The 24,967-nt window shown below is 44.2% G+C and carries 22 protein-coding genes and 2 pseudogenes; 16 read left to right on the plus strand and 8 right to left on the minus strand.

Features of this window, described 5'->3' with window-relative positions:
- Nucleotides 1-170: 170 nt before the first annotated feature.
- Nucleotides 171-581, plus strand: a complete 411-nt coding sequence (locus tag DOM22_RS18410; RefSeq protein ID WP_142701774.1) for a hypothetical protein — start codon at nt 171-173, stop codon at nt 579-581.
- On the opposite strand, the gene DOM22_RS18415 is transcribed toward DOM22_RS18410, so the two are convergent.
- The 4 genes from DOM22_RS18415 to DOM22_RS18430 all read right to left on the minus strand — a co-directional run bounded on the left by DOM22_RS18415 (nt 578) and on the right by DOM22_RS18430 (nt 5,041).
- Complete coding sequence (locus DOM22_RS18415) at nt 578-949, minus strand: MGMT family protein (protein WP_142701775.1); 372 nt, start codon at nt 947-949, stop codon at nt 578-580. The genes DOM22_RS18410 and DOM22_RS18415 overlap by 4 nt on opposite strands.
- Nucleotides 949-2,268, minus strand: a complete 1,320-nt coding sequence (locus DOM22_RS18420; protein ID WP_142701776.1) for an MBL fold metallo-hydrolase — start codon at nt 2,266-2,268, stop codon at nt 949-951. Before DOM22_RS18420 ends, DOM22_RS18415 begins: the two co-directional genes overlap by 1 nt.
- Before the next feature lie 57 nt (nt 2,269-2,325).
- Nucleotides 2,326-3,834: a methyl-accepting chemotaxis protein gene (locus tag DOM22_RS18425; protein WP_168196695.1), complete on the minus strand. Its 1,509-nt coding sequence runs from the start codon at nt 3,832-3,834 to the stop codon at nt 2,326-2,328.
- A gap of 211 nt (nt 3,835-4,045) precedes the next feature.
- Nucleotides 4,046-5,041 (minus strand): 2-hydroxyacid dehydrogenase, encoded by a 996-nt coding sequence (locus DOM22_RS18430; RefSeq protein ID WP_142701778.1) that lies wholly within the window; start codon nt 5,039-5,041, stop codon nt 4,046-4,048.
- 190 nt (nt 5,042-5,231) lie between these two features.
- Between DOM22_RS18430 and DOM22_RS18435 the strand changes: the two genes are divergently transcribed.
- The 4 genes and pseudogenes from DOM22_RS18435 (at nt 5,232) to DOM22_RS18450 (ending at nt 7,712) form a co-directional block, all read left to right on the plus strand.
- Entirely contained in the window at nt 5,232-5,597 is a 366-nt protein-coding gene (locus DOM22_RS18435; protein ID WP_142701779.1) for a helix-turn-helix transcriptional regulator, read from the plus strand.
- Nucleotides 5,581-6,036: pseudogene (locus tag DOM22_RS20260) on the plus strand (SRPBCC family protein); the annotation flags it as partial. The gene DOM22_RS18435 and the pseudogene DOM22_RS20260, both read left to right, overlap by 17 nt.
- A 54-nt stretch (nt 6,037-6,090) precedes the next feature.
- Nucleotides 6,091-6,543, plus strand: a pseudogene (locus DOM22_RS20265) (SRPBCC domain-containing protein); the annotation flags it as partial.
- A 395-nt stretch (nt 6,544-6,938) separates the two neighbouring features.
- The gene (locus DOM22_RS18450) at nt 6,939-7,712 is read left to right on the plus strand and encodes an exodeoxyribonuclease III (RefSeq protein WP_142701782.1); all 774 of its coding nucleotides are present in this window, start codon (nt 6,939-6,941) and stop codon (nt 7,710-7,712) included.
- Nucleotides 7,713-7,721: 9 nt separating this feature from the next.
- Here the strand turns inward: DOM22_RS18450 and DOM22_RS18455 are convergent, their stop codons facing one another.
- Complete coding sequence (locus tag DOM22_RS18455) at nt 7,722-8,573, minus strand: SDR family oxidoreductase (RefSeq protein ID WP_142701783.1); 852 nt, start codon at nt 8,571-8,573, stop codon at nt 7,722-7,724.
- 124 nt (nt 8,574-8,697) lie between these two features.
- Between DOM22_RS18455 and DOM22_RS18460 the strand changes: the two genes are divergently transcribed.
- A complete protein-coding gene (locus DOM22_RS18460; RefSeq protein ID WP_210415648.1) occupies nt 8,698-9,024 on the plus strand; it encodes a helix-turn-helix domain-containing protein in 327 nt (108 codons plus the stop codon).
- Here the strand turns inward: DOM22_RS18460 and DOM22_RS18465 are convergent.
- Complete coding sequence (locus tag DOM22_RS18465; RefSeq protein WP_142701785.1) at nt 9,021-9,518, minus strand: FBP domain-containing protein; 498 nt, start codon at nt 9,516-9,518, stop codon at nt 9,021-9,023. The genes DOM22_RS18460 and DOM22_RS18465 overlap by 4 nt on opposite strands.
- An 84-nt stretch (nt 9,519-9,602) precedes the next feature.
- On the opposite strand from DOM22_RS18465, the gene DOM22_RS18470 reads away from it, so the two are divergent.
- On the plus strand, nt 9,603-10,904 hold the full coding sequence (locus tag DOM22_RS18470; protein ID WP_142701786.1) for a hypothetical protein: 1,302 nt from the start codon (nt 9,603-9,605) through the stop codon (nt 10,902-10,904).
- On the opposite strand, the gene DOM22_RS18475 is transcribed toward DOM22_RS18470, so the two are convergent.
- A complete protein-coding gene (locus DOM22_RS18475) occupies nt 10,901-12,415 on the minus strand; it encodes a hypothetical protein (protein WP_142701787.1) in 1,515 nt (504 codons plus the stop codon). The two genes, DOM22_RS18470 and DOM22_RS18475, sit on opposite strands and share 4 nt — an antisense overlap.
- A gap of 246 nt (nt 12,416-12,661) precedes the next feature.
- Here DOM22_RS18475 and DOM22_RS18480 point away from each other — a divergent pair, with 246 nt between their 5' ends.
- The 3 genes from DOM22_RS18480 (at nt 12,662) to DOM22_RS18485 (ending at nt 16,476) form a co-directional block, all read left to right on the plus strand.
- Nucleotides 12,662-15,691, plus strand: a complete 3,030-nt coding sequence (locus DOM22_RS18480) for an outer membrane lipoprotein-sorting protein (protein ID WP_142701788.1) — start codon at nt 12,662-12,664, stop codon at nt 15,689-15,691.
- Nucleotides 15,692-15,792: 101 nt separating this feature from the next.
- Nucleotides 15,793-15,954, plus strand: coding sequence for a hypothetical protein (locus tag DOM22_RS19965; RefSeq protein ID WP_168196696.1), 162 nt, complete (start codon nt 15,793-15,795; stop codon nt 15,952-15,954).
- Nucleotides 15,955-16,008: 54 nt separating this feature from the next.
- On the plus strand, nt 16,009-16,476 hold the full coding sequence (locus DOM22_RS18485) for an Hsp20/alpha crystallin family protein (protein ID WP_142701789.1): 468 nt from the start codon (nt 16,009-16,011) through the stop codon (nt 16,474-16,476).
- Nucleotides 16,477-16,572: 96 nt separating this feature from the next.
- Here DOM22_RS18485 and DOM22_RS18490 read toward each other — a convergent pair whose 3' ends face one another.
- Complete coding sequence (locus tag DOM22_RS18490) at nt 16,573-17,490, minus strand: pseudouridine-5'-phosphate glycosidase (protein WP_142701790.1); 918 nt, start codon at nt 17,488-17,490, stop codon at nt 16,573-16,575.
- Between the two features lie 175 nt (nt 17,491-17,665).
- Here DOM22_RS18490 and DOM22_RS18495 point away from each other — a divergent pair, with 175 nt between their 5' ends.
- The 6 genes from DOM22_RS18495 (at nt 17,666) to DOM22_RS18520 (ending at nt 24,960) form a co-directional block, all read left to right on the plus strand.
- A complete protein-coding gene (locus tag DOM22_RS18495) occupies nt 17,666-17,998 on the plus strand; it encodes a PDZ domain-containing protein (protein ID WP_142701791.1) in 333 nt (110 codons plus the stop codon).
- A 111-nt stretch (nt 17,999-18,109) separates the two neighbouring features.
- On the plus strand, nt 18,110-19,270 hold the full coding sequence (wecB, locus tag DOM22_RS18500) for a non-hydrolyzing UDP-N-acetylglucosamine 2-epimerase (protein WP_142701792.1): 1,161 nt from the start codon (nt 18,110-18,112) through the stop codon (nt 19,268-19,270).
- A 125-nt stretch (nt 19,271-19,395) separates the two neighbouring features.
- The gene (locus DOM22_RS18505; RefSeq protein WP_142701793.1) at nt 19,396-20,103 is read left to right on the plus strand and encodes a hypothetical protein; all 708 of its coding nucleotides are present in this window, start codon (nt 19,396-19,398) and stop codon (nt 20,101-20,103) included.
- Nucleotides 20,103-21,482 carry a glycosyltransferase gene (locus tag DOM22_RS18510; RefSeq protein WP_142701794.1) on the plus strand — a complete coding sequence of 460 codons (1,380 nt, stop codon included), beginning with the start codon at nt 20,103-20,105 and terminating at the stop codon, nt 21,480-21,482. The genes DOM22_RS18505 and DOM22_RS18510 overlap by 1 nt, the downstream gene beginning before the upstream one ends.
- Nucleotides 21,479-23,242 carry a DUF2334 domain-containing protein gene (locus tag DOM22_RS18515; protein WP_142701795.1) on the plus strand — a complete coding sequence of 588 codons (1,764 nt, stop codon included), beginning with the start codon at nt 21,479-21,481 and terminating at the stop codon, nt 23,240-23,242. Before DOM22_RS18510 ends, DOM22_RS18515 begins: the two co-directional genes overlap by 4 nt.
- Nucleotides 23,242-24,960 (plus strand): hypothetical protein, encoded by a 1,719-nt coding sequence (locus tag DOM22_RS18520; protein ID WP_142701796.1) that lies wholly within the window; start codon nt 23,242-23,244, stop codon nt 24,958-24,960. The genes DOM22_RS18515 and DOM22_RS18520 overlap by 1 nt, the downstream gene beginning before the upstream one ends.
- The last annotated feature ends 7 nt before the right edge of the window (nt 24,961-24,967 follow it).

Below are 24,967 nucleotides of genomic sequence, written 5' to 3' on the forward strand. Positions count from 1 at the left end.
CTCCCAACAGAAGGGCGAATCCACGCGGGTTCGCCCTTTTTTTGGCGCTAAGACTGGCTTGCGGCACGATTCACCGCGTTTTCCCTCCCAAAAGTCGAGATATTCTGCGTTTCACGGTTGACGGAGGAACACAGATTTTGTCATATGCGACCTTCGACGAGGAGGTTCTAATGAAAAAATTCACTCTGATTTTCGCTATCACATTGGTTTCCATGAATGCTTGGTCTTCAGCCATTGTCCTTCGCTGCAATTCACAAAAAGGTGAAGTACTTATTAACTTCGAACCATTGTCGGCGAGCTGGGTTAACAAAGATGGATCTACAACCCCGTTCCTTCGTTATGGAAACATCTGCAATCAAGATGTTTCTAACTACAATCCAAAACCAAACTGCCGTGCGGAAGAAAGATCTGAAGATCACTACTGGATCCAAACATTGGAGTGTGAACACGGAGGTCAATGGTTTGCTGATGCGGTTATGGAAATCAGCCAAATCACGAAAGACGGCCGCTTTCAATGCAAATCTAAATTCGGCAGCAAAGCAGACATCAAGCTAGAGCTCGATAGCTGCCGTCCGTTCTAAGAAAACATTTTCGGCTTAGACGCCTGGCTCTTTGATTTTGCCGGGCGTTTGCTCCATTGGAATTTCAGCAGATCTAATTTTCCGTCTGCACTAAACTCCACGCCTTCCTTCTCAAGCTTCTTTTTTTGCTCTCGATAATTTCGACTTTCCACCTCAAATGATATGCGGCCTTGCGAGTTCAAAACTCGGTGCCACGGCAATTTGTACGTGGTTGAACAGGAATGGAGAATCCAAGAAACTCCTCGAGCCCCTTGGGGTTTACCAGCAAGCTCGGCAATCTGTTTGTAGGTCGCGACCTTCCCCTTGGGAATTTTCAAAATAGTTTCGATCACTTTTTTAGAAAAAGGTGAAAGTTGAATAACGGCCATTAGTTCCCCTGTATAAGGATTCTATCCAGTTGAGCTTTTTGATATGTTCCAAACTCTAAATTAAATAGACAACGAATCAAGGGGTCTTCGACAACATCAACATCCACGGTCTTTTCAACACGCAGATAAAGCGAGGTCAGACTCTCCCCTGTGGTTAAAGCAGAATAGAGCTTCGTCGCGATAACTTCTGTTTTCCATTCTGTAGGCTGGGGACAGGTGTCCACACTTATCATTTCATCGTCAGTCAGTTTGAAATGGAAGACCGTTTCCGTCCCGTCAAAATCAAAAACAGAAAGCTGCCAAAAGCGAGCCTTATTAAAATAGATATCAGCAGACGGGCCCACATCTTTGTACTTAACTGGCAAATCGTTCTGACAATATGATATCACTCGCGCCATCTGCTCTTTGGGTAATTCAGGAAAATGCTTCGCAATTGCAGCAGTTGACGGAGGAACCAGCGCGGGATCGTAGTGATAATCAACGTCCTGATTTCCAATGACCCGAATCCAAGGCAAGGGCTCCGCGGCCTTCATTTCCGAGCCCTCAAGTTTCAGACTTGATCCTGGATTTAAACGAACGATATGTGTCTGAGGTAAAACGGGCCCAACCTGTTCAGAAAACAATTGATAAGAAATGGGAAAGAACGCCTGATTATACCAAGACCATTCTTCCATACGAAACTGACAGGAACTGGGAATCAGATTTTTAGGGGCGAGGAAACGAAGTTGCTCTAACCATTCCTGCGGAATCCTTCTATCGGAAGGTTCCACCCTCAAGGGCTCGATTACTTCCAGCTCTCGCATCGTTTGAAAAGGCCACATAACAAGATCCCATGGCTTTTCCTGAATAAGCTGATTCATTGTTTCTTCATCGACCCAAGAATCCACCACATTCAAAATTTTTAGCCCGTGTACATTGACCTGAAATATAGAATCAACATCCACATCCAATGCTGGCAAGGATTTCAACGCAAAAGGACCTACTTGAACAGATCCCCCCAGCTTTAAAGCGTGAACATTCTTAAATCCCAGCTGTCTGATCCAGTCAAACATTTCTGGGTGCACGCAAAACATGTAAATCGGCGTATTTCGATTTAGGAGCTTAAGACTATCCAACGAACAGTGATCATCATGATGGTGGGATATAAAGACAGCCGCGAGGCTTAGGGCCCGAATACTGTCATAATCAAATTCAAGAGCCGGATAAGCATAACAGTTACGGCTGAATGGATTTTCAAAAATCGGATCAAAGGCGATTTGCACACCCTTGCTTTCGAATACATAGCCCGCATGAAAAATTCTGGAAACTTTGACAGCCATGATCTCGCTTATACTAGATCATGGCTGCAGACGGCAATTCACATATTCGAATCTGTCTTACGACGCAAATCTGACGGGCTGACCAAGTGAAATTGAGTCTTCATCTTGAGCGCCCTCAGCAGCAGCAACGGACCGTCCTGCCACAATTCGATCTAAATCATCAACATTAGTACGGAGCTGCTTTGCTTGATCTGCAAGCTGTTGAGCCGAGACGGCTGCTTCTTCCGAAGCTGAGGCATTTTGCTGTGTGACTTCATCCAGATCATTCATGGCTTTACCCATTTGGACGATGCCGTTGGCTTGCTCATGACTAGCTGTAGAGATTTCTCCACTTAAATCCGCAATTTTCTTAATTGAGGTTACGATTTCCGAAAACACGACACCGCTTTGTTCCGCCTTCGCGCTGCCCTCTGCAATTCTTTCAACGCTTTCGTTAATAAGAGTGGCTATACTTTTCGCTGACTCTGCGCTTCGTTGCGCTAAACTTCTAACGGCATCAGCAACCACCGCAAACCCTCGTCCTTGCTCGCCGGCACGAGCGGCTTCCACTGCCGCATTGAGCGCCAACAAGTTCGTTTGAAAAGCGATATCGTCAATCACCGAAGTAATCTCGGCGATCTTTTTGGAATCAGATGAAATCAATTGAATAGAGGTAATTAAGGAATGAATATCCTGCTCACCTTTCACAGCACTTTCACGAGTAGAAGTGGCAAGGTGCGCCGCTTGCTTTGCATTTTCGGAATTTGTTTTCACCATGGCGGTCAGTTCCTCAATCGTAGCCACTGTTTCCTCAAGGGAGGCAGCTTGTTGTGAGGAAGCAGAAGACAAAGCATGCGAAGAATCCGTGATTTGCTCCGAAGCATGCTTCACTTGCTCCGCACCCTTTGCGATCTCTTCAGATACTTGAGCAATGGATTTAGACAAAGAGACGGCAACCCAAGCTCCGCAGCCCATTCCTAAAATCACCCCGAAAAGAATTGTAACTAACACCGTGGTATTCGTTTCTTTGCCGGTGTCGCGGGCTTCCTGAACCCACGCCTCTCCATTCATATGATGGAATGAAACCAGACTGGCTATAGCCTTATCATAAGCTGCGGCGTACTTTGGGCAATCAATCAGAAAGATACCAATCAATTTCAGCTTATCTTCGTTCGTTCCAGAAAGATAAAGTTTCAAGGCTTCTGTACCTAAACTTTTAAATGCCACCCAAGTGGAATTTACTTCGTCATATTTTTCTTTCTCACCCGGCAGGAAGCCATAAGACTTATAAAGTTCATCAGCCTTTTCATAAGCCGCGATACTGTCAGTCACTTCTTTTACGTACTGTAAGCCTTGCTCATGAGACAAACCAGGCAGCCCCAAACTTCTTAGGCTGATACGAATAGAACGAAAATGAAGGTACATTTTATCAGCAACTTCGATATTCCCCAGAACATCGCCTGTTACCTTTTCATAGGATCTGCCAATTCCTTGGATACCCCAGAACGCAACCCCACCCACAACAACCGGTATCGCCGCCATAAATATGCAAAGCGCGAACAACTTTGCCTTCAGACTCATTTTCATATTCACATCCATCTCGCACTAAAATGTTCATAAATAGAAGAAGGGAGGAACCACGAATACTGCTTACCTTCTGAATCCACCAAGGTCGATGGACACATTCATTTCGGGAATGTCTTAAGAAAACTTGATTGGTATTTAGCAAGCAAGACTCTTATCTGCGCAGAAAAGGAGTTGTTCGGTCTCACATTCGAGAAATCCTCGGCGAAATCACCTAAGACATATGTGCGACCTCGTTTTCACACCGTGTTCCATTAATCAAACAAACAAGATTCCTTTTAGTCGTGTCAGCAATATTCATTAAGGCCTCTTGAGTAAGAAAGGCTTGGTGAGAAGTCATAATAACATTTGGGAACGTCGTTAAACGGGCCAGGATATCATCTGTGATACCTTCGCTGGATTGATCTGTGAAAAACACTCCCTCTTCTTCTTCATAAACATCAAGACAGGCTCCGCCAATACGATGAGCTTTCAATGCTTTGATCAAAGCTTGAGTGTCAATCAAGCCACCCCGGCCGGTGTTAATCAAAACGGCATTGCTCTTCATTTTCGCAAAGGCGCTTTCATCAATAAGATGCTTGGTGGCCTCGTTCAACGGACAGTGCAAAGAAATGATGTCAGATTTTCTAAGCAGTTCATCCAGATTAACGTACTTTGCCATCGCCTCAATTTCAGGGTCAGTTTTAATATCATGGACTAAAATTGAACATCCAAAGCCATTCATAATCTTCGCAAAGACATGTCCAATCCTTCCGGTTCCGATAATACCCACGGTCTTTCCATGAAGATCAAAGCCGACAAGCCCCTCCAGTGAAAAATTCATTTCACGAACGTGATAGTGCGCCTTATGAATCTTTCTATTCAAGGTAAGCAGCAATGCCACCGCATGCTCCGCGACTGCATAAGGTGAATATTCAGGAACGCGCACCACTCGCAAACCTAACTTTGTAGCCGTCGGCAAATGGACATTGTTAAATCCTGCGCAGCGAAGTGCGATAAAGCGAACGCCCAGTTTATGAAGCTCCGTAAGAACTGCTTCGTTTAAAACATCATTAACGAAAACACATATCCCTTGATAACCGCTTGCGAGTTGCACGGTCTTTTCAGTAAGTCTTGCCTCCAAAAAATCAAACTCGATTTCAGAATCTTTCTGAGCCTCTTGAAAAAACTTTTCTTCGTATTTGCGAGCACTGAAAAACGCTACTTTCATGGCAACCTCTGGTTTGGATTTATAAACAATAACCGTAGTATTTGCGGGACGCCATCTCTGACACAGTCCTTTTGCAGAAAATCTTCTCCACCCCCTATCTATAGGATATTACCCAGCATTCTCTAATTTTTGACAAGTTCACAAACCCTGGTATACTTAACCTATAAGTTAATTAACCGATAGGTAAAATATGGATCAGTTAAGTCAAACATTTCAGGCACTCGCAGACCCCACCCGTCGGGCGATGCTTGCGCACTTGGCAAAGGGCGAATCAAATGTGACAGATCTGGCAAAGCCATTTCTGAAAGAAATGAGTCTGCCCGCTGTCACCAAACATTTGAAAGTTCTTGAAAAGGCCGGACTGATCACCAAAACCAAAGAGGCACAATGGCGTCCCTGCAAAATCAATGCAGATGGACTTCGTGATGTTGCCGATTGGATGGAACATTACCGAACATTTTGGGAAGAAAGTTTTGATCGACTGGATGCTTACTTAAAAACCGTCACTGCCAAAGAAAAGACATCGAAAGGGAAAAAAAATGGGCGCAAGAAATAAACCTAACGAAATATATCTCACCCGTGTGTACGATGCCCCGGTAAAACTCGTATGGGATGCTTGGACAGATCCAAAGCAAGTGGCCCAATGGTGGGGACCTCGCGGTTTCACTATCACAACTCACAGCAAGGACCTTCGCGTCGCCGGCCATTGGTCTTATACAATGCATGGACCCGACGGTAAAGATTGGGAAAATAAAACGGTCTATCACGAAGTCGAAAAGTATTCTCGTTTGGTTTATGACCATGGTGGTGGCGAAGATCGCCCGCCCCTTTTCAGAGTTACCGTGACATTTGAAGAAATCAAGGGTGGCAAAACGAAAATGGATATGACCATGGCTCTGGAAACTGCTGAAGCCGCGAATGAGACGAAAAAATTTATCAAACAGGCAAGCGGCAACTCCACTTGGGATCGCTTGGCAGAATTCTTGGACAAAGAGTCCACGGGCAAAGAAAAATTCGTTATCAATCGAGTTTTTGAAGCTCCAATTAACACGATGTTTGAGATGTGGACGAATCCGACTCATTTCGCAAAATGGCTGGCACCGACGGGCTTTAATATGAAGTTCTTGCGTGCTGATATTAAGGCCGGGGCAACGACGTTCTATTGTATTGAAAACGATGCAGGTTTAAAAATGTATGGCCGAGCAAAGTATTTGGAAATCTCCGCTCCGAACAAACTGGTTTACACTCAAGAGTTCACCGACGAGAAAGAAAATCAATCACGTCATCCGATGGCGCCCACATGGCCTGCTGTTATGCAGACCACAGTCCTATTCGCCGAAGAAAGTCCCACAGAAACTCGCGTGACTGTGACTTGGGAAGTTGTCGGCGATTACACAGCGGAAGAGCTTGAGACCTTTATCAAAGGACGCGCCGGCATGACTCAAGGCTGGACGGGATCATTTGATAAGCTTGAAGACTACATCGCTAGCAACAGAAATTAGTGTTCCTAAAACTCCCCCGTGCACCAGAATACGGAGCGCGATGGGGAAATTTTGAACCCTCCCGTAAGCTAGGATCATCGTGGGTAGCATACCAAAAAAGCCCACGATGAATCCCTTCAGCCAAGGCTGTACATCCCAATTAACAAAGGGAATCAGCAGTCCCAGCAAAACCCACTGAAAGAAAACCGAAACAATTGAATAGCGATATATCGGAGGCTTAGACTTCATATCCTTTAGCATCGGTATGATGTCCAGGCCACCCGCAACAATTCCAATAAGCAGTGCAATTATGATTTGAACTAACATATCGCTTATCATAGGAAGTCTTTATTTCCGTGTCATCGGAAGTTTGCTATAATAAGCAAACATTGTTATCAGGCTAATGAGGTCTAAAAATGAAATTGATTTCCTGGAACGTGAACGGTCTTCGTTCCGTTCATAAAAAGAACTTCCGTGAATGGTTTGAAAAAGAAAAGGCAGATGTTGTCTGCCTTCAGGAAATCAAAATTACTGACGAGGCGATTAAAAAGGATGAAACATTTTATCATCCGGCAAAGTATCACTCTTCATGGGCGTTTGCGGAAAAGCCGGGATACTCGGGTCTCGCGATCTATTCTAAGAATGAACCCGATGATGTCCGGGTCGGTTTGGGAATCCCCAAATTTGATTCTGAAGGTCGCTGGATCGAGGCGGACTTCGGCCCGATTACCGTGGTGAACAGCTATTTCCCAAATAGCCAAAGAGAACACACTCGATTACCTTTTAAACTGGAGTTCTGTGCGGCTGCAGAAAAGCGCCTGCAAGCTTTGAGAAAAAAAGGGCGCGAAGTGATGATCTGTGGTGATTTTAATATCGCTCACAAAGAAATTGATCTTCGTAATCCCAAAACCAATATGAAAAATGCGGGCTTTCTGCCGGAAGAACGTGCGTGGATGACAAAGTTCCTGGATAAGCTTGAATGGGTTGATGCTTTCAGAAAATTCGAGCAAGGCCCAGATCACTACACGTGGTGGAGCTATCGACCTGGAGTGCGGGAAAAGAACATTGGTTGGCGCTTGGATTACTTCCTGGTGAACAAAGAAGCGTCGGATAGATTAAAGGCTGCAGCCCATTGCCCAGATGTTATGGGTTCTGACCACTGCCCTGTTCGTCTTACTCTGAAAAAGTAATCTCTCGTTTTATTGCAAAGCTTTCTTCACGGTATCTTCTAGTGAAGAAGGCTTGCGACCCAAAAGCTTTTTAAGATCATCGCGATCCGTATAAAGATCTCCTCTGACAATCCCAGCATCTGAATCGGCAAGAATTTCGGCAAATCCCTGTGGAACTCCGAAGCTCATCAATAGTTTCGCGTATTCGCCGGTAGGCATATCTTTATATTCAATAGTCTTACCACTGAGTCGCGAAGTTACTGCCGCCAGTTCAGATAAAGTAAATGAATCACCGGCAAGTTCATAGATAGCATTTTTAGAAGTATCTCCCAGAACAACTGCTGCGGCAGCTGCTGCATAGTCCGCTCGGGTAGCAGCACTCACTTTTCCATTTTGAGCGGCACCAGCGATCACACCACTTTTTAAAACGTTGCCGAATTGCTCTGTGTAGTTTTCGATGTACCAGCTATTTCTTAAAAACGCATGAGGGATACCCGATTGAGAAATCATTTTTTCAGTCGCCAAATGTTCCTGAGCTAAAAGCATTTTGCTGGTGTCAGCCTTTAAGATGCTTGTGTAAGCAATGAATTTTACCTTTGCGTTTTTTGCGGCATTAATAACATTCGTGTGTTGAGGAACGCGTTGACCTGCTTCACTTCCTGAAATGAAAAGAAGCTTATCCACACCTTCCAACGCCTTTTGCAAACGATCTACATTACCATAGTCTGCCTCACGAACCGTGATTCCTTTTGAGACAAGGTCTTTAGCTTTTTCTTTGTTTCTAACAATAGCCACCAACTCTTGAGGTTTCGCGCCTTTGTTTAAAAGAGCCTCCACTGCCAATTTACCCAAATGTCCTGTTGCCCCTGTGATTGCGATCATAAAATCTCCTATCCGATATAGATCCAACAAGTGAACTTATGCTATACTAATCCCGACACTAACATAATGTAAGTACGCACTATTTTGTTACTGTACTGATTTTTAAAAAGATATGGAGTTTCAAATGGTTACAAAATCCGACAAAAAGACAAAACAGTCACCTTGCCCGGTTACCAAGACCATGCAAGTGATTGGCGGAAAATGGAAACCCATGATTCTTTTTAATCTGCTGTCAGGCCGAAAGCGCTTTAACGAATTACAAAGACTTGCGGGAAATCCTTCGGCACGTGTGCTTACTCTACAGCTGCGCGAACTTGAAGACGACAAAATCATCAAACGCGATGTCTTTGATCAAATTCCTCCGCGCGTGGAGTACTCACTGACCACGAAGGGAAAAAGCCTAAGTTCTGTGTTAGAAATGATGGCAAATTGGGGCCAAACCCACGGTTAGTCTTTCTTGGATCCGCTTAAGTTTTCAAAAAGCTTAGACATCTTACTAAAAAGATCCGCGATGTTTTTGTCGGGGTTTTTGCCTGCTAGCATGGCGCTTTCTTCGATCTTTTCAATACAGCGAAGATCCTGACAAATCAGATAGGAATTACTGACGTTAGCATTCATCGCAACTGACAAGAGCCCAATGTCTTCCGAAGAACCATAGGCATTACACCAATTGCACAAGCCACCTGTGGGTTCTCCACCAGTGTGAGTTCTTTTAAACGCCACCCCACGAGGCATATCCCAATTCGGCATTTTAAATAAAAGATAAGTGTAAACCCCGGAAGGTTCTTTCCAAGTAAAGTAAGAACGAACATTGAATGGATATTTTAGGTTATCAGGCAAAAGTAGCTTCTTCTGATCACGCTCACGAAAACAGGAAATCAATTCTTCCTCGGAAGAGATCGAGAATACATGTTCGGTTTGATAACTTGTCTCAGATGTTTGCATAGTTAGCCCTCATTCATCATGATACACCACAAACTGTCAGAAGTCATGCAGACGGTCTAAGGTGCATACGACTAAACTGGATCGATGAAATTTCTCGTCCTCCTTATTTCTATCACAACGTGGCAGGCAATTGCCAATGCAGAATCCGAATGGAGCTTTGGAGCCGACCTCCAAATGTCAGAGCAATATTTCCCCGAAGAATACGGCGAGAACACTAATACCAGCTTATTCAAAATTGAAATTGATCCCCTGGCGAAATGGAAAAAGGGCGAACACTGGCGCTTTTACTTAAAACCCGTTTTAGTTGCGAACCCCGATAACAAATCTTCCGAGGAACAAGTTTTTATCGAGCCCTCCGAAGCCTATATAAAATTTCAAAAGGATGTTTTAAATATTTCCTTGGGCTATCACCTGGTCACTTGGGGAGTCACAGATGGATACAACCCAATCGATGTTGTGAACCGTCGACAAATTTATGATCCCACTCGCTCTAAAAAGTTGGGATCACCTTCGCTGATGATCTCTGAATCGCTGAGTTGGTTTGATTATGACTTTATTTATGTCCCAAAATCCCGCGAAGCGATTATGCCTGGGGAGAACAGCCGTTGGCTTCCTCGGGATGTCTTCATTCCCCAGGTTCCCGAAAACAATCTCGTCTTATTACTACCTCCAAATCTTCGTTATCACTGGGGGATTAATGAAACTCTGAACAATGCATTGGATAACAACATAGCCCTGCGCTTGCAAAAAACGATTTCTATTTTCGATATCTCTCTAACTGGATTTGATGGCGCGGGTGGATACCCGATCATTGAACCTCAGGTCACTGGAACCATTGTTCAGGTCTCTCCCAAAACAGTTATTCAAGTGGATCCCGATGTGACCTTAAATCGGAAACAGCGACGAATTCGCCAAGGTGGATTTACATTAGTCAGCCACCAATGGGACTTTTTATTCAAATATGCCACCAGTTACACAGATGATTACGGCGACTATGTCAATTTGCCCGGATGGCTTCATGAAAACGTGTTGGGTATTGAAAAGACGTTTAACTTTAATGACGCCATGCTGATCGCCATACTTCAATATTCATTTTTAGACTCTGAAAAACAAAATGATTCAAATATCTCGCTTACAGAAGTCTTTCGCAGATCCTGGATGGCAGGAGGTCGCTTAACTTGGAAAGAAGTTTGGAATGCCTCGATCCTTGGACTTTACGACACTCTTAACTACAGCACTTTTTTAGAAATGACTTTAGGCCGACGCTTTTTTGATGCGTGGAGTGTAAACTTCACAGCGGACTTCATTGCTGGAAGCAGTGAAAATCCGCTGGGTGTTTATTCGAAGAATGATTCTTACTTACTATCTGTCAGTCGTTCCTTTTAGGGAGCCAACTGCAATAGCAAGTCCGAGTTAGAAAGTGATGTTGCTTTCTTAATTTTAAGCGTGACACCTTCCATCACCGGTATTGCTGGCAATGTGACATCCATTGTTTTACCCGAAATCGCGCCCAGGATTTTACCTTCAATCGTGGACGCGGCAAAACGTGTCTTAGGTGAGTATTTTTTCACATAAGAAGGATCCCAACTGTATTTCAAATCCAAAGTAGTGTTCGTAAACTTCACACTGGCTTTGCTTTCAGAAATTCCCACGGTCACATTGCTATTAAATGGAACCACAAAGTTCATAAACGGAATATAGTTACCGCCCTTAGGCGCCTGCATCTGGCTTAGCAAATTAAGATTCACTTGATACTTCAAACCTGATCCTGTCACTTTCGGATCTTTGTTCGAGTAAACATTAAAAAGAAACTTGCTAGATTTCGGATAGTCCATCAACTCCGGCCACACGAACCACTGCATGAAGCGAGAATTCATCACCGTTGAAAAACCAGAAATCTGTGTGGAGTAAAACTGATGCACCCACGAATCAGCCGCATAAGACTGAGTGATGATTTCTTTGGCCAATCCGCCAGGCAGACGAATCATCGCCTGAGAACTTACGGCAAGTTTTGGATCTTCTTTTGAAAGAGCCAATGTTTTTGTCGTATTCTGAGAGGATCTGGTGAAATTCATGATCACACGGCCCTTGGCAGTGACCTGATCGGGATTTGTATCATTAAAGCTATCGATCACCATGCTCATCTTTACATCAGAGCGTGCACTTACCAATTCTCTGGGAGTGGACAGGTCAAAAGACCATTTGCCAATATAGTCATTCAGATATGAAAGCAACAGCGCCTTCTTAGGATTTACGAACGCCGCTGAATCCATTGAAATCTGAGAAATTTGTTGGTTCACGATTTGATCAAAGCCATCAGCACCCGTACATGTGAATGCTTGCGTACTCCACGCATCTTGTTTCCATGACAGGCTCACATCTTCCACACGCCCGTTAGCCGTGCTGGAAGCCACTTCTGGCGATACAGCGATAGAAAATGAACCAGCACCCGGTTTCATATTCATAACGACATTGGAACATGAGGCTTGAAGATGAAAACGACCGGTGATGCCATTAACAGTACGTTCAATCCATTGGTCGACAGAAATACTAGTAATAGTCATTTGTGCGGATAAATCTTTAGACTGGAGAATTAATTGAGTTTGTTCAGATCCCAGGTCCGGCTTTTGCAATTGAGTCTTCAGCGCCAGGGAAAGACCTTTCAGCTGAACTTGTACTCCGTCCTGTGCTTCCACCATCTGATCAGGAAATTGCCAGTTTGCCTGAAATTCCTTGTTCACCAGTGATTTCCATTTTTCCTCGATAAGATTTTGCTGAAACTGCTTTGGAAGAACAAGCTCAAACTCTGATTCGACAGTGGCAGAGGAAAACGCCGACTGCGAAAACAGAAAAGCAGCAAATACGAAAAGAGACTTTGTGATTTGCGTTTTTATCATGGGTTAACGTTACGGCTCTTCGCCCAAAATCTAAAGCAAGAATTTCCGTTCGGATGTATTCTCATTTTTCATTCAGTAAAAAGGTCCAACATCGAAGAACTTTTATACTTTTATCGCCGAAATCATAACTTCACGTGTTTAACTATCTCTCTGTTCATCATTTATTCAATTTTCTGCACATTCCAGAGAGGAAAAAATCGTCCGATATATTGTATCTGACTTCAATAAAGGAAAAGGACTGAGCGAATGTTGCGACTGCCTTTGAAAATTTCAAAAAAAGCCCTAGCGATCACCTCATTGATCGGCGTGATTATTATAACTCTGGCTAGTTTGTTTGCTTTACCGAAACTTACAACTCAGTACAGTCTTAAGCAGTTTCTTCCCAAAGATAACGCTCTTCTAAAGCTTGATGAAAAAAGTCGTCAGACGTTTCAACTATCTGAAGTTCAACCTTTCATCATCACAGCAAAAGTTAACAAGGATAACGGAGATTGGTTCAATCAATCTAAAATTTCTGATCTTGAACAATTAACTGAACTCGTGTCAAATTTCCCGGGAGTCCGCACTGCACTTTCTTTGGCAACAGTTCAAGGCGCCATCAGTAATGAAAATGGTTTAAGTGTCGGTCCCTTGCTAAAAAATGTTCCTGTTCAGAACTGGAGAACCGAAACTCTTGCAAATCCGATAATTGCGCCGACTCTGATTTCCAAAGACGGTAAGACCGCTTCTATTATTGTCAGCATCAACAGACTCAATACTCACGAACTGACAGCTCTTCGCCAGAACCTGCAGGTTACAGCGACGGCAGCACTTCCCTTTGCTGATGTTCAGTTGGGTGGAACTCCCGCAGTACAAACAGACGTTGGGCAACTACTGCAGACAGAGCTGCGAAATTTCGTGGTACTTGGATTCGTGGCATGTTTTATCGTCCTAGCCCTTATATTTTCCAACTTCTCCCCGCTGGTTATTTCCTTCATCGTCATCGTGTGCGCTAATATTTTAGTAGTTGCGGTGATGGCATTGGTTGGGCTGCCATTCTCTATTCTGTCGACGACAATTCCAATTCTAACAACTGTGGACGTCGTTTCTCTCTGTATTCATACACTCCTCCGATATGCCGAAGAAAAGAAAGCTTCTCCAGAAAAGTCCCATGAGGATCTGGTGATGATGACTCTTAAAGCTATTTTAAAACCCAACATGATCGCTTCTTTGACGACGATGATTGGTTTCCTGAGTCTGCTTACGACCAATGTTCCACTTATTCGTGAATACGGCGTAACGGCAGCGATATCTATTGTTACCGGATGGATTGTGACCACGATCTTACTCTTCCCACTTCTTTTATTCTTAAAAGGCCCACAGGCACGCGAGTGGGCTTGGGCTAAAGCGCGTTGGGGACTCTATTTATTCCGTCGCAGTGGCTTATGGACAACAGGGATCATCATCGTATCTTTGGGATTGGCTTTGAAAGGTCACAGCCTGTCTTGGTCCGCTCGTCTGTTTGATGATCTTCCTCAGAATCATCAGGTTCGCTTATCGACCGAAACTATCGACAGAGAACTAGGTGGCATGATTCCAGTGGACATCGAGATCGCTGGTGGTCAAGATTCGTGGAATGATCCAAAACTTATCGAAAGACTGGACTCCCTTTCCGCAGATCTTCGCCAAACGAAAGGCATTGGCAGTGTCGTGAGCTTACCGGATCTGGTAGCAGCCGCCAGCTTTCAACACTCAAGATTGCCTGCAAGTCGCAGCTCCACAGCAGAGATCTTCTTTTTGTATTCATTGTCTAATGAAAGTCCTTTAAAAAACTTTCTAAACGCCGACAGCTCAAAAACCCGCGTTTCGGTTAGAACTCAAGATTTACCCGGAAATGAATTGCATGCTCTGGTACAAGTCGTACGCGAAAAAACTGAAAAAGCCTTTCCGGGAATGGGAGTACAAGTCACTGGAATGGGGTCTACGATCCATTCCTTAAATAATGATCTTTCCCACGAGCTGATTTTTGGATTCTGGCAATCGATGTTAGCGATTGTCGTGGTTTTAGTTTTTGTATTTAAGTCACTGCGTTGGTCGCTGGTGGCTTGTATTCCAAATCTGGTTCCTCCGGCGGCCCTGCTCGGCTTCCTGGCAATTTCAGAAACGCCAATCAAACCCAGTGTCGCAATTATTTTCTCGATCGCTCTTGGCTTGGCATTCAACAACACCGTTTATCTTTTGTCTCGTTTGCGAGTCATGCAAAAGAACACAAAAAGTGGAAAGCTAGATATCGAAAAAGCCTTGTGGCTTGAGGGCAACCCGTGCCTGATCTCGAGTCTTACGTTGCTGGCTGGCTTCTCGGTGTTTATGGCTTCATATTTCGCCATGAACCGCATCTTTGGTTTCTATATGCTTTTGTCTATGCTGGCTGGTCTGGTAGGGGATTTGATTCTTTTACCGACGATGCTGAAAAGTTGCCCGTGGCTTCTGGGACCTTTACGTTTTAAGAAGGAGAAAGTTATGGCAACAGCAGCATCTATCCTTCTGGCAATCATCGTGATCAGCACTCCATTCAAACTTTGGGCCCAGGGACTGCCCACGGCAGAAACTTTGGGGAAAGAAATGAGTTCTCGAATCAGCACAAAGGATGAGACCTTTATCGCTGAAATGAAAATCATCGAAGCCGATGGCTCCAAAAAAGAACGTCAGATGCAAATCTGGCGTATGAGCCCCTCTAAAAAAGATCATTCAATGATGGTCAGAATGCTTAAACCTGCAGACCTAAAAGGCACTGCGCTTTTAGCCACGATGAAAAACGATAAGGAAGACAAATGGATTTACCTTCCCTCCTCCAAACAAGTGCGTCGTTTGACGGGCGAAAACAGCAAAGGTGGAATTCTTGGCTCTGAACTAAGTGCCGAGGATTTTGATTTCAATCGCGACTCCTCAGCCACGACGACCGTGAAAAAAGAATTGGAAGTAAAGGGTGCCAAATTCTATTTAGTTGAAAGCGATGTTTCTGCGAACTCTCCGAATTACTCGAAAATTGTTAGTTATGTTTCAGCGAAAGAGTTTTTGCCAATCAAAGCCGAGTGTTTTGATAAACAATCGAAATTGGTAAAGACGATTGATTTTGGTGATTACAAAAAGCTTCCGGGTGGAAAATTCCGCGCTGGCAGCATTAAGATCCGTAACGTGCAAAATAAACGCGGCACAGATATCACTTTGTCTGATATCAAAATTAATCAAAACCTGAAAGCTTCCAAATTTAATCCCAAAGCTCTTGCAGACGACTAATATTATAAATTATTGAAAATATTAGAAAATTCATAGGACCTTGACAAAATTTTGCCGTAACTCAGATTGAAAATACAGGCAATATTTTGAAAGGAGGTCTTATGAAAGTCTTAAACTTGCGTTCATTAATTCAAGACATTGTTCTATTTCTAGGGATAACAGCCCTATTAACAATCATTGTGAATACCACGACTCCCCCCGAATCTATGACTACGGCGTCGATGACATCATCGGCCTCTGAAAAATATTTGGCGACACCTTGACAGGGTAATTTCCAAAATCAGTTTTTAAAAAACAAACCATAAAGGAGGTATGAAATGAGAATGTTAACAACTACACCATATTGGACAACACGCAGTCTTACTTCTGGACTCTCCAGTATGTTCGATGAAATGGAGCATATTGCAAAAATTTATGATGATCGGGATTTCACTCCCGCCTGCGATCTTACTGAAAATGAAACGCATTACTTCATGAGCATGGATCTGCCAGGGTTAAATAAAGAAGACTTAAAAATTGATATTACCAACAACCTTTTGACGGTCTCTGGTGAGCGAAAAAGAAATTCAGCAGACGACAGTCGAAAATATCAATTGTTTGAAAGAAGACATGGCTTTTTCAAACGAAGCTTTACACTTCCCTCAAGCATTGAATCTGCGAAAGTAGAAGCTCGCTATGAAAATGGAGTATTAGAGCTGTACCTTCCTAAAACCGAAGCTGCAAGGCCAAGAAAAATTGAGATTCAAGACGGAAAAACCGGAATTTTCGAACGTCTGATTGGCTAAACCACCACGTTCTCTCTCCCTGTCCCAGTGTAGGCTTCTTCACCGAGGAGCCTACACTCTTATTGTGCTATCTGCGAGCCGCCCTCTCTAGAAATGCTATTTGGCTGCGTATGCGGCAGCGATATGAGCCGCAAGCTTCGCGTTATTTAGAACCAACTGAATATTCGTCTCAAGGCTTTTTCCGGCCGTCAGCTCTTTCACTTTTCCTAACAGGAATGGAGTGGAGTCTTTCCCTTTGATTCCCTTTTCATTCATCTCAGCTAACGCATTGTTGATGACTTTTTCCATTTCTTTAAAATCCAGAGAGTATTCTTTAGGAGCGGGGTTTGCGATCACCACTCCGCCATTCAAGCCCAAATTCCATTTTGCTCGCAGGATCTCAGCAATATTTTCTGCCGTCTCGACATTTGCATCTACTTTAAATCCACTTTCACGAGTATAGAACGCTGGCAGTTCGGATGTTTGATATCCCAGCACGGGGACACCTTTTGTTTCAAGGTATTCCAGAGTTAAACCGATATCGAGAATAGATTTAGCACCCGCACAGATCACCGCAACATTCGTTTGAGCAAGCTCTTCCAAGTCTGCAGAAATATCCATCGTCTGTTCAGCACCGCGATGCACGCCACCGATACCGCCCGTTGCAAAAATCGAAATTCCTGCAAGTTCCGCAATGATCATCGTGCTCGCAACTGTTGTTGCGCCGTCTTTTTTTGCAGCAACAATCATCGGAATATCCCGGCGACTGACTTTTGCGATCTGCATTCCCTTTTTCGCAAAGCTTTCGATTTCAGGTTTGGAAAGACCCGCACGCAAAACACCATCAATGATCGCGATCGTCGCTGGAACCGCGCCATGGGAACGCACCTGCTCTTCGACCGCCAAGGCCATTTCATAATTCTGCGGATACGGCATCCCGTGAGAGATAATCGTCGACTCCAGGGCGACAACGGGTTTACCGGCCTTTAAGGCCTCTGCAACTTCATCGGTTAGCTGAACTTTTAGGTGTTTCATGCGAGGCAATCTGCCAGTTTTTATAAAGCAGGGCAATTCAGATTAAGAAGCTTGAAAATTCCACCGAAGTGCAGACTTTTTAAACATGATAGTCTTCACTAAGACAGCCAGTTTCTTCAGTATTCGGTTGCTAATAAGCACAAGCAAGGTTGCAATAAAGACTCACGGAGGAACCATGAGAATTCTAGTATTGATCATATCAGTATTTTGCTCTGCACAAGCCTTGGCGATGACTTCATCGGAAATGAGAGCAAAGGGCTGCATCCCTTTCCGCCAAGAGGACGGAACGATCACGATGAAATGCAAAGCGCCGCCGTACCAAATTCAAGAAGCCCACGAGCTAGAATTAAAAGCTGGTGACGTGATTACTGAAATCAATGGTGAACCGGTCGACAGCCCAGCCAAAGCCATGGAACTTTATCAGTCGCAGAAGGCCTCAACGATGTCCATCGAACGTGCCCCTCAAGAAGCGCGTGGCATTAATGAAGAGACGACAGATAACAATTAAGTGAGAATTTTTAGGCACTCCGCCGTGAGTGCCTGTTTTTCTTTCATTAAAAAGCAGAAATTGCCGATTCAGGGTTGCGGAAACCATCAAACATAAAATAGATTTCTGAGCATGAAAACTCTGCTTTTTGTATTCGGTACTCGTCCTGAAGCCATCAAATGTGCGCCTGTTATTTTAAAAGCCCAAAAAGATCCGCGCTTTAAAGTTCTTGTCTGTTCGACAGGTCAGCATCGCGAAATGATTCGTCCATTATTCGATTTTTTTGGCATCAAACCTGATTTCGACTTGGATCTTATGCGCCCAGGACAAACTTTGATTGATATTTCCATGGGAGTGATGGCGGGTTTAAATAAAATCCTGAATGAAAACAAAATCGACGCCGTCGTCGTTCAAGGTGATACGACAAGTGGGTTTATCGGAAGCCTGGTTGCTTTCTATAACAAAGTTTCTGTCGTTCATATCGAGGCCGGCCTTCGCTCGGGAGACATCTACTCCCCCTTCCCTGAAGAGTTTAATCGCAAAGGCACAGCTTTGGTTTCTAAAGTGCACTTGGCACCCACTGAGACGGCGAAAGAAAATCTTTTACGCGAACACTATCCGGCTGAAGATATCTTCGTAACCGGCAACACCGGTATCGATGCATTGTTTGAAGTGAAAAGAAAAATCGCAGCCACTCCGCAGCTTCAAACTGAAGTGGCTGGAAAATACTCTTTCCTGAATCCAAAACGCAAAATGATTTTGGTAACAGTTCATCGTCGTGAATCCTTCGGTGAACCTATGGAAGAAGTGATGAAAGGATTGCTGGAGCTTTCCCGTCGCGAAGACCTGGAATTGATGATTCCACTTCATATGAATCCCCAAGTTCGTGCCTCTGCTAAAAAGATTTTTGGGGACAACGCCCAGTGGATCGATAAGGGTGAAACTTTAAATCCAGCTAACAAAATCTGGCTGTGTGAGCCCGTCGACTATGTTCCGTTTATCTATCTGATGGATAAAGCCCACATGATCATTACTGATTCTGGTGGTGTTCAAGAGGAAGCTCCGTCTTTGGGTAAGCCTATATTGGTTGCCAGAGAAAAAACTGAGCGCCCCGAAGCCATTGCTGCCGGGACGTCTAAATTAATCCCACTTGAGCAGGCCAAATTCTTCAAAATGGCTAGCGAAGTATTGGACACTCCTGAAATTTTTAACCGTATGTCACAGGCTAAAAACCCTTTTGGCGACGGTAAAGCATCTGAGAAAATCTTAGATATTCTGGACACCAAACTTTAACATTAGAGAATACGTTCCAGAAACTTCCATGAAAATTCTGCACCGGCATTGTAATACAAATGCCGGTCGTATATACCACCGATGTAATCAAGAATTTGTCAATTCGGCGGTGGTTTATCGAACTCATGGTACGTGTTCTGCGATATTCTGCTCTGAGCTTAATTTTATCTACAACATTAGTCACGACCACTGCTCAAGCATCCTTCACTTCAAGTGGAGAAATCTATTCGGAAACGAATTACGTTCCTCAGTATGGTTTACTGACGGACACGCAGCTTCGTTATGTCTTTTACAAAGACGAATTGGCCGCGGTCTATTTAGGTGCGGTCGTTCAACGTCAGGATAAGACATCCACCGATCAAGACACCCTCTACAACAAAGAATATCTGATGGCCGAGGTGGGCTTCCGATTCAAAATCTGGAAGAACTTGCACCTGCTTGCCGAAGCTCGCACTGAAGACCGCAGCCGCTGGGGCGTGTTCTTGGGTGATATGTGGATCTATCCGGTGAGCTCCGTAAATATGTTCACTGAGTTTTACGCTGAAGGCGTGTTGATGCCTTCTTATCATCACAACCCGGTATCCACAGGTTGGATCAAACAAGGTCTGCGTTTTCAAATGGATCCGAATTTCATGATCGATCCTTACATTGAACTTTACGGTCGCCGCAGCCCTACTCCTGATTTGGGTCGTGACACTGATCAAGCGCGCGCGGGCGTTCGCTTCTTGGGTGCCTGGGAAAAATGGAGCGTAGGTCTTTTGGTTTATGAAGCCTTCGTGAAAGACGAACGCAGCCATAACGAAGCCCTTTTGTACTTTGGAGGATCATTCTAATGTTGTTTGATGCTCTATTTATCTTATTGGCATTCGCGGTTGTGATTGGCGCTCTGGTATTCACGTTAGATGACCTTTTCATCGATCTTTACGCGCTGATCTTTAGAATGAAACCGAAAGTTGTGACTTCTGATTTCATCACTAAGATCAAACAAGCTCCGGAAAAACATTTCGCAATTTTGATCGCAAACTGGAAAGAAGCAGAAGTCATCGCTCCGATGATTCGCGGAAACCTGCGCGGTCTTCAGTACAATAACTACACTTTCTTTCTAGGTGTTTACCCGAATGACACGGCGACTTGGGAAGCTGCTAAAAAGCTTGAAGATCTATTTCCACACAAAGTCGTTGTGATCGTGAACACGCAACCTGGTCCGACTTCTAAAGGCCAGATGCTAAACGAGATGGCTCGTCAGATTATTGATTCGGAAATCGCTACCGGGCGCAAAATTGATTTGTTCTTGATGCAGGACTCTGAAGACGTGCTTCATCCACATTCACTCAGCTTGATGAATCACTATTCGTCTCAAGCAGACTTCGTGCAAATCCCGGTATTTTCTTTTGACGTTCCTGCCGCATCCCTGGTGGGTGGCGTTTACATCGATGAATTTTCGGAATCACACACCAAAGATCTGTTGGTTCGCGAGCGCATGGGCGCAGCGATTCCGTCTGCGGGCGTGGGCACATGCATCGGTAAAAATCTGATGTTGAAACTTCAAGATGCGCAAGAAGGTCAGTTCTTAAAAGAAGATACTCTGACTGAGGACTATCACTTGGGCATGATGACGAAGCAATTGGGCTTTAAATCCAAGTTCGCTTGCGTTCAGTACGAAAAAGAAAATGGCAAAAAGGAATTCATCGCGACTCGCGAATACTTCCCGCATTTGATGCAGGCATCGATGCGCCAAAAATCCCGTTGGACTTTGGGAATTGCTTTCCAAGGTATGGATAACCTTTCTTGGAATGGAACTTTCGTCGACAAATACTTCATGTGGAGAGATCGCCGCGGTCCTTTGAACAGCGTCTTGATCGTATTCTCTGCTTTGTTACTGGTTATGTTCGCTTCCGCACGCGCCACAGGACACCTGCCGGAAATTCTGCAAACGAATTTATTCCAAGCATTGTTGCTCCTGAATCTTCTGAATATGTCCGTGCGTGTAGTGCAACGAATGAAAGCCGTCTCTCGTACCAATGCGCGTATGCACATTGCGCTGGTACCCGTCAGATGGCTTCTTGCAAATGTTATTAATATCGGCGCGACGGTGAAAGCTTATCGCCAATACAAAGAAAGTATCAGAACAGGAAAACGCCCGGCGTGGATTAAAACCGAGCACCGTATGCCTGAGCACTTTGGAAAAGAGATTGAGGTTCAAAGCACATGAGACCACTATTAGCGATTTTCAGTCTATTGCTTATCATGAGCGCCGCAACCGCAGCCAATGCGGCTTCTTGCGTGAATATCTATTATGATCGCTCACCCGATGCGACATACTGGATGGGCAAAACTTATGCGACTTTCTTGCAAAACCTTATGGGTCACTTCCCAGAGTATCAGCAAGTCGTATCTACGGTAGAGTCCTACAAAAAAGGCGATATCGACAAGTGCGCAGCAACGATCTATATCGGATCTTATTTTGACAATGCAGTTCCTGCTGACTTCTTAAAAGATTTCACTGAAACGAAAACCAACGTGGCTTGGCTCGGTTACAACACCTGGAAACTGGGTAAAGACTTCGACAACGTCTTTGGCTATAGCTATGAAAAGATCAGCTCCCTGGATCGCCAAAATCTTGATTTCAAAGCTCGCCCAAGTTTCTTTAAGAACATCCTCTATAAAGGTGAAAAGTTCTTTAAGTATGGCGATTTCAGCCAAACTCAAAACGGTCAATTCCTGGCGGAGTTCGAACAATCTTTGTTCAAACCGGTCGCTCCAGAAAAATCTCAAGTTTTAGCCAAAGCTCAACAAAACGTAACGGGCGAAGAAGCTCCGTACATTTTGCGTGCAGGCAATCACTTTTATGTGGCTGATGTTCCATTCAGCTTTATGCACGAAGCAGATCGATATCTGGTATTTGCTGACGTTCTATTTGATATCTTGAATGCCAAGCCTCGTCACAACGACAAGTATGCTTTCTTACGTATTGAAGACGTGCACGCCTTGGTTCCACTCAGCTGGTTGTACATCACGAACAAAGTTCTGAAAGAAGAACAAGTTCCGCTTAATATCTCGATTATCCCGATCTTTTACGATCCATTGAAACAATACACGAACAACCCTAACGAGCAGTTGTTATCCATGGACCGCGTTCCTGCATTCATGAATTACATCCAGGATTCCAAAGCACAAGGTGCAAACTTCATCTGGCACGGTGTTACTCACCAATACAAAAACCAATTCAACCCTCACTCCGGCACTTCCGGTGACGACTTTGAATTCTTTGATGTGGCTAACAATGGCCCCATCGCTGAAGACAGCGTGGGTTATGTCATGGATAAACTTGAAGACGGATTCTCTGTTCTTCAAAAAGCCGGCATCACACCTAAAATCTGGTTAACGCCGCACTATCAAGCGAGCACTTTGGACAATATCATTTTCGCCAATGTGTTTTCCTGGAATGTGGGCCGCGTGATCTATTACAACTTTAAAGCTCAAGGTTTAACACCTTCTGCAGATCCAGCGTTGTGGCTTGAAACTAAAGCTGCCAACGGCAAGCAATTGCGCGATCAATTCTTTAAAGATTTGAAAGTGACAACGGGTTCAAAAAACTGGAGCGGTCAGTTCTTCCCATACGAAATTTTTGGAGACGTGCACGGTCAACGTGTTATCCCTGAAAACCTGGGTAACTCGCAACCATTCCAAAATGACCACGTAACAAATCCTCGCAGCAAAGAAGACATCGTAGCCGATGCGAAAAGAAACCTGGTATTGCGTGATGCTTGGGCTTCATTCTTCTATCACCCGTTCCTATTCACGACTTACGAAGATGGCGGACGTGGTTCCTACCCAGGCGATGCAAGTGAACTTCGTTTCATTTTGCAGGAGCTAAAAAAGATGGGCTACAAGTTCATCGATATTAATGATTTTACGAATAAAAATACGAAATTTAAAAGACCTGAACCAATTTATAAGGATGTCCAGTAATGAAAAACCTTAAGCACCTTCTATTGCTTTGTGTAGTAGCACCAAGCCTGGCGTTAGCTGCTCTTAACTTGCCAGCTCCGCAAGACCTTTTGACGAAAGCTGCCACAAGCCGCACAGCTTTGCGCGAAGTTATCATGGATCTTGATCTCAATATCTCTGAGATGAGAGACGCGGTAACTTTCGACAAATACTTTGCATTGCTTGGCCAACTTCAAACGCAAGCTACTAAATCAAACTTGGATCAATACTATCCAAACGCAGTCGAGCAACTTGGTTTGCACATGGTTACAAATGGTATGCGTTGGTTGGATCTTTCAAAAGATTCCTCTGAAAAAGTGCGATACTATGTAACTTGGATGGATGCAGATGCATTGGGCCGTCTTCTTTCAGTTGTTGAGTACCAACTTGACGTTGTTAAAGATCCAGCTGCTCTTCAAAAAATCACTGCAAACATCGATGCAATCTTGCCTCTTGTAGACAAGAAATCCAGCTCTCTTCCATACGTTACAGCTGGCTTCCGCCGTCTTCAATCTGACATTGCAGTGACAATGCTTAAGCAAAACCAAATGTCTCCAGAACAAAATCAGTTCTGGATCTCTCAGATCAAGATCTCTTCTTCTTTGTCTGAGTACATCGACGTTTTGAACCAAGGCATCTATGCTTTGGGTACTAAAAACAAAGCAGATGGTCACTTCTATTTGTCTCAATTGCTTCTTTTGAACAAACAAACGACTAAATTGACTGACAGCTCTCCAGCTTGGTTGCTTGCAGGTCTTGGTGATTCTACGATCGAAACTTTGCTTCGCATGGTTCGTTTCGAAGAAAACATCTCTGCTGAGGAATTCACGGCGGCGGTAAATTCATTGTCTTTGCGCCACGTACAAAGCTTGGTTCAACAATGGATGGCTCAAGACACTATTCCTTCTGGCACATACTCTGCGAAATACATTGAACTTTCCAGAATGCTAGTTGATATGTCTCGCGCTAAAGGTGCGGCTAAAGACTCTGACGATCTTGCTAAATGGTTGGGTCAAAAATCAGCTCCAGTTTTGGCTAAAGAACAAAACTTGGAAGGTGAATACGCTCTGACAGATAAAAAAGGTCGTTCTTGGAAATTCACAGTAGCAGTTGCTCGTGAAAACATGTTGATCGCGGCACTTTCTATGCAAGGTGGTGTGGTTTACAAAGCGTTCTTTAACGTTGCTTACAATGTTAAAGGCTCTGGTTTTGTGGCTTCTCAACGTGATCAAGACGTTGACCAAGATCAAAATCCTCCAATCAAATTTGACTACAAAAACGGCGTAATGACTGTTCAAGATCCATTCGGCCGCGATGGTATGACGACTTTGACTGGCAAAAAGGTTCAAAACTTCACAAACATGTGGGGCACGGCAGTTGCTAACCCTGAGTATGCTGAAGGTATCTACGAAGGCACTATCTACACACCACAAGGTAAACCATTCTGGGGCCGCGTGATCGTGACAGCATTCAACGGATACACTTTGGGTCGTATTGATTCAAAAGTTTTGACTGTTGATTTGAACATCGGCAGCAAAGGCACTGATGGCGTAATCATCATGACTTCTGGTCGCAACATTGGTTCTTCATGGGTGCAAGTTCGCGCTAACGTAACAGCTTACGGTCTTGACGCTTACATCGTTGTAGGTGGCCAAGGACAAGCTAAAACAATGTCCAAACTTAAACGCGTAAGCAAATAGGACTGAT

The sequence above is a fragment of the Bdellovibrio sp. ZAP7 genome (assembly GCF_006874645.1).
Taxonomy (GTDB): Bacteria; Bdellovibrionota; Bdellovibrionia; order Bdellovibrionales; family Bdellovibrionaceae; genus Bdellovibrio.

Coding starts and splice junctions, on each gene's coding strand:
- DOM22_RS19965 (WP_168196696.1), top strand. CDS start 15,793: ATGAAAGTCTTAAACTTGCGTTCATTAATTCAAGACATTGTTCTATTT.
- DOM22_RS18455 (WP_142701783.1), bottom strand. CDS start 8,573: ATGATCGCAATCACAGGGGCAACAGGACATTTGGGTAAATTGGCAGTG.
- DOM22_RS18515 (WP_142701795.1), top strand. CDS start 21,479: ATGAGACCACTATTAGCGATTTTCAGTCTATTGCTTATCATGAGCGCC.
- DOM22_RS18520 (WP_142701796.1), top strand. CDS start 23,242: ATGAAAAACCTTAAGCACCTTCTATTGCTTTGTGTAGTAGCACCAAGC.
- DOM22_RS18470 (WP_142701786.1), top strand. CDS start 9,603: ATGAAATTTCTCGTCCTCCTTATTTCTATCACAACGTGGCAGGCAATT.
- DOM22_RS18485 (WP_142701789.1), top strand. CDS start 16,009: ATGAGAATGTTAACAACTACACCATATTGGACAACACGCAGTCTTACT.
- DOM22_RS18420 (WP_142701776.1), bottom strand. CDS start 2,268: ATGGCTGTCAAAGTTTCCAGAATTTTTCATGCGGGCTATGTATTCGAA.
- DOM22_RS18425 (WP_168196695.1), bottom strand. CDS start 3,834: ATGAAAATGAGTCTGAAGGCAAAGTTGTTCGCGCTTTGCATATTTATG.
- DOM22_RS18450 (WP_142701782.1), top strand. CDS start 6,939: ATGAAATTGATTTCCTGGAACGTGAACGGTCTTCGTTCCGTTCATAAA.
- DOM22_RS18490 (WP_142701790.1), bottom strand. CDS start 17,490: ATGAAACACCTAAAAGTTCAGCTAACCGATGAAGTTGCAGAGGCCTTA.
- DOM22_RS18460 (WP_210415648.1), top strand. CDS start 8,698: ATGGTTACAAAATCCGACAAAAAGACAAAACAGTCACCTTGCCCGGTT.
- DOM22_RS18510 (WP_142701794.1), top strand. CDS start 20,103: ATGTTGTTTGATGCTCTATTTATCTTATTGGCATTCGCGGTTGTGATT.
- DOM22_RS18415 (WP_142701775.1), bottom strand. CDS start 949: ATGGCCGTTATTCAACTTTCACCTTTTTCTAAAAAAGTGATCGAAACT.
- DOM22_RS18480 (WP_142701788.1), top strand. CDS start 12,662: ATGTTGCGACTGCCTTTGAAAATTTCAAAAAAAGCCCTAGCGATCACC.
- wecB (WP_142701792.1), top strand. CDS start 18,110: ATGAAAACTCTGCTTTTTGTATTCGGTACTCGTCCTGAAGCCATCAAA.
- DOM22_RS18505 (WP_142701793.1), top strand. CDS start 19,396: ATGGTACGTGTTCTGCGATATTCTGCTCTGAGCTTAATTTTATCTACA.
- DOM22_RS18495 (WP_142701791.1), top strand. CDS start 17,666: ATGAGAATTCTAGTATTGATCATATCAGTATTTTGCTCTGCACAAGCC.
- DOM22_RS18435 (WP_142701779.1), top strand. CDS start 5,232: ATGGATCAGTTAAGTCAAACATTTCAGGCACTCGCAGACCCCACCCGT.
- DOM22_RS18430 (WP_142701778.1), bottom strand. CDS start 5,041: ATGAAAGTAGCGTTTTTCAGTGCTCGCAAATACGAAGAAAAGTTTTTT.
- DOM22_RS18475 (WP_142701787.1), bottom strand. CDS start 12,415: ATGATAAAAACGCAAATCACAAAGTCTCTTTTCGTATTTGCTGCTTTT.
- DOM22_RS18465 (WP_142701785.1), bottom strand. CDS start 9,518: ATGCAAACATCTGAGACAAGTTATCAAACCGAACATGTATTCTCGATC.
- DOM22_RS18410 (WP_142701774.1), top strand. CDS start 171: ATGAAAAAATTCACTCTGATTTTCGCTATCACATTGGTTTCCATGAAT.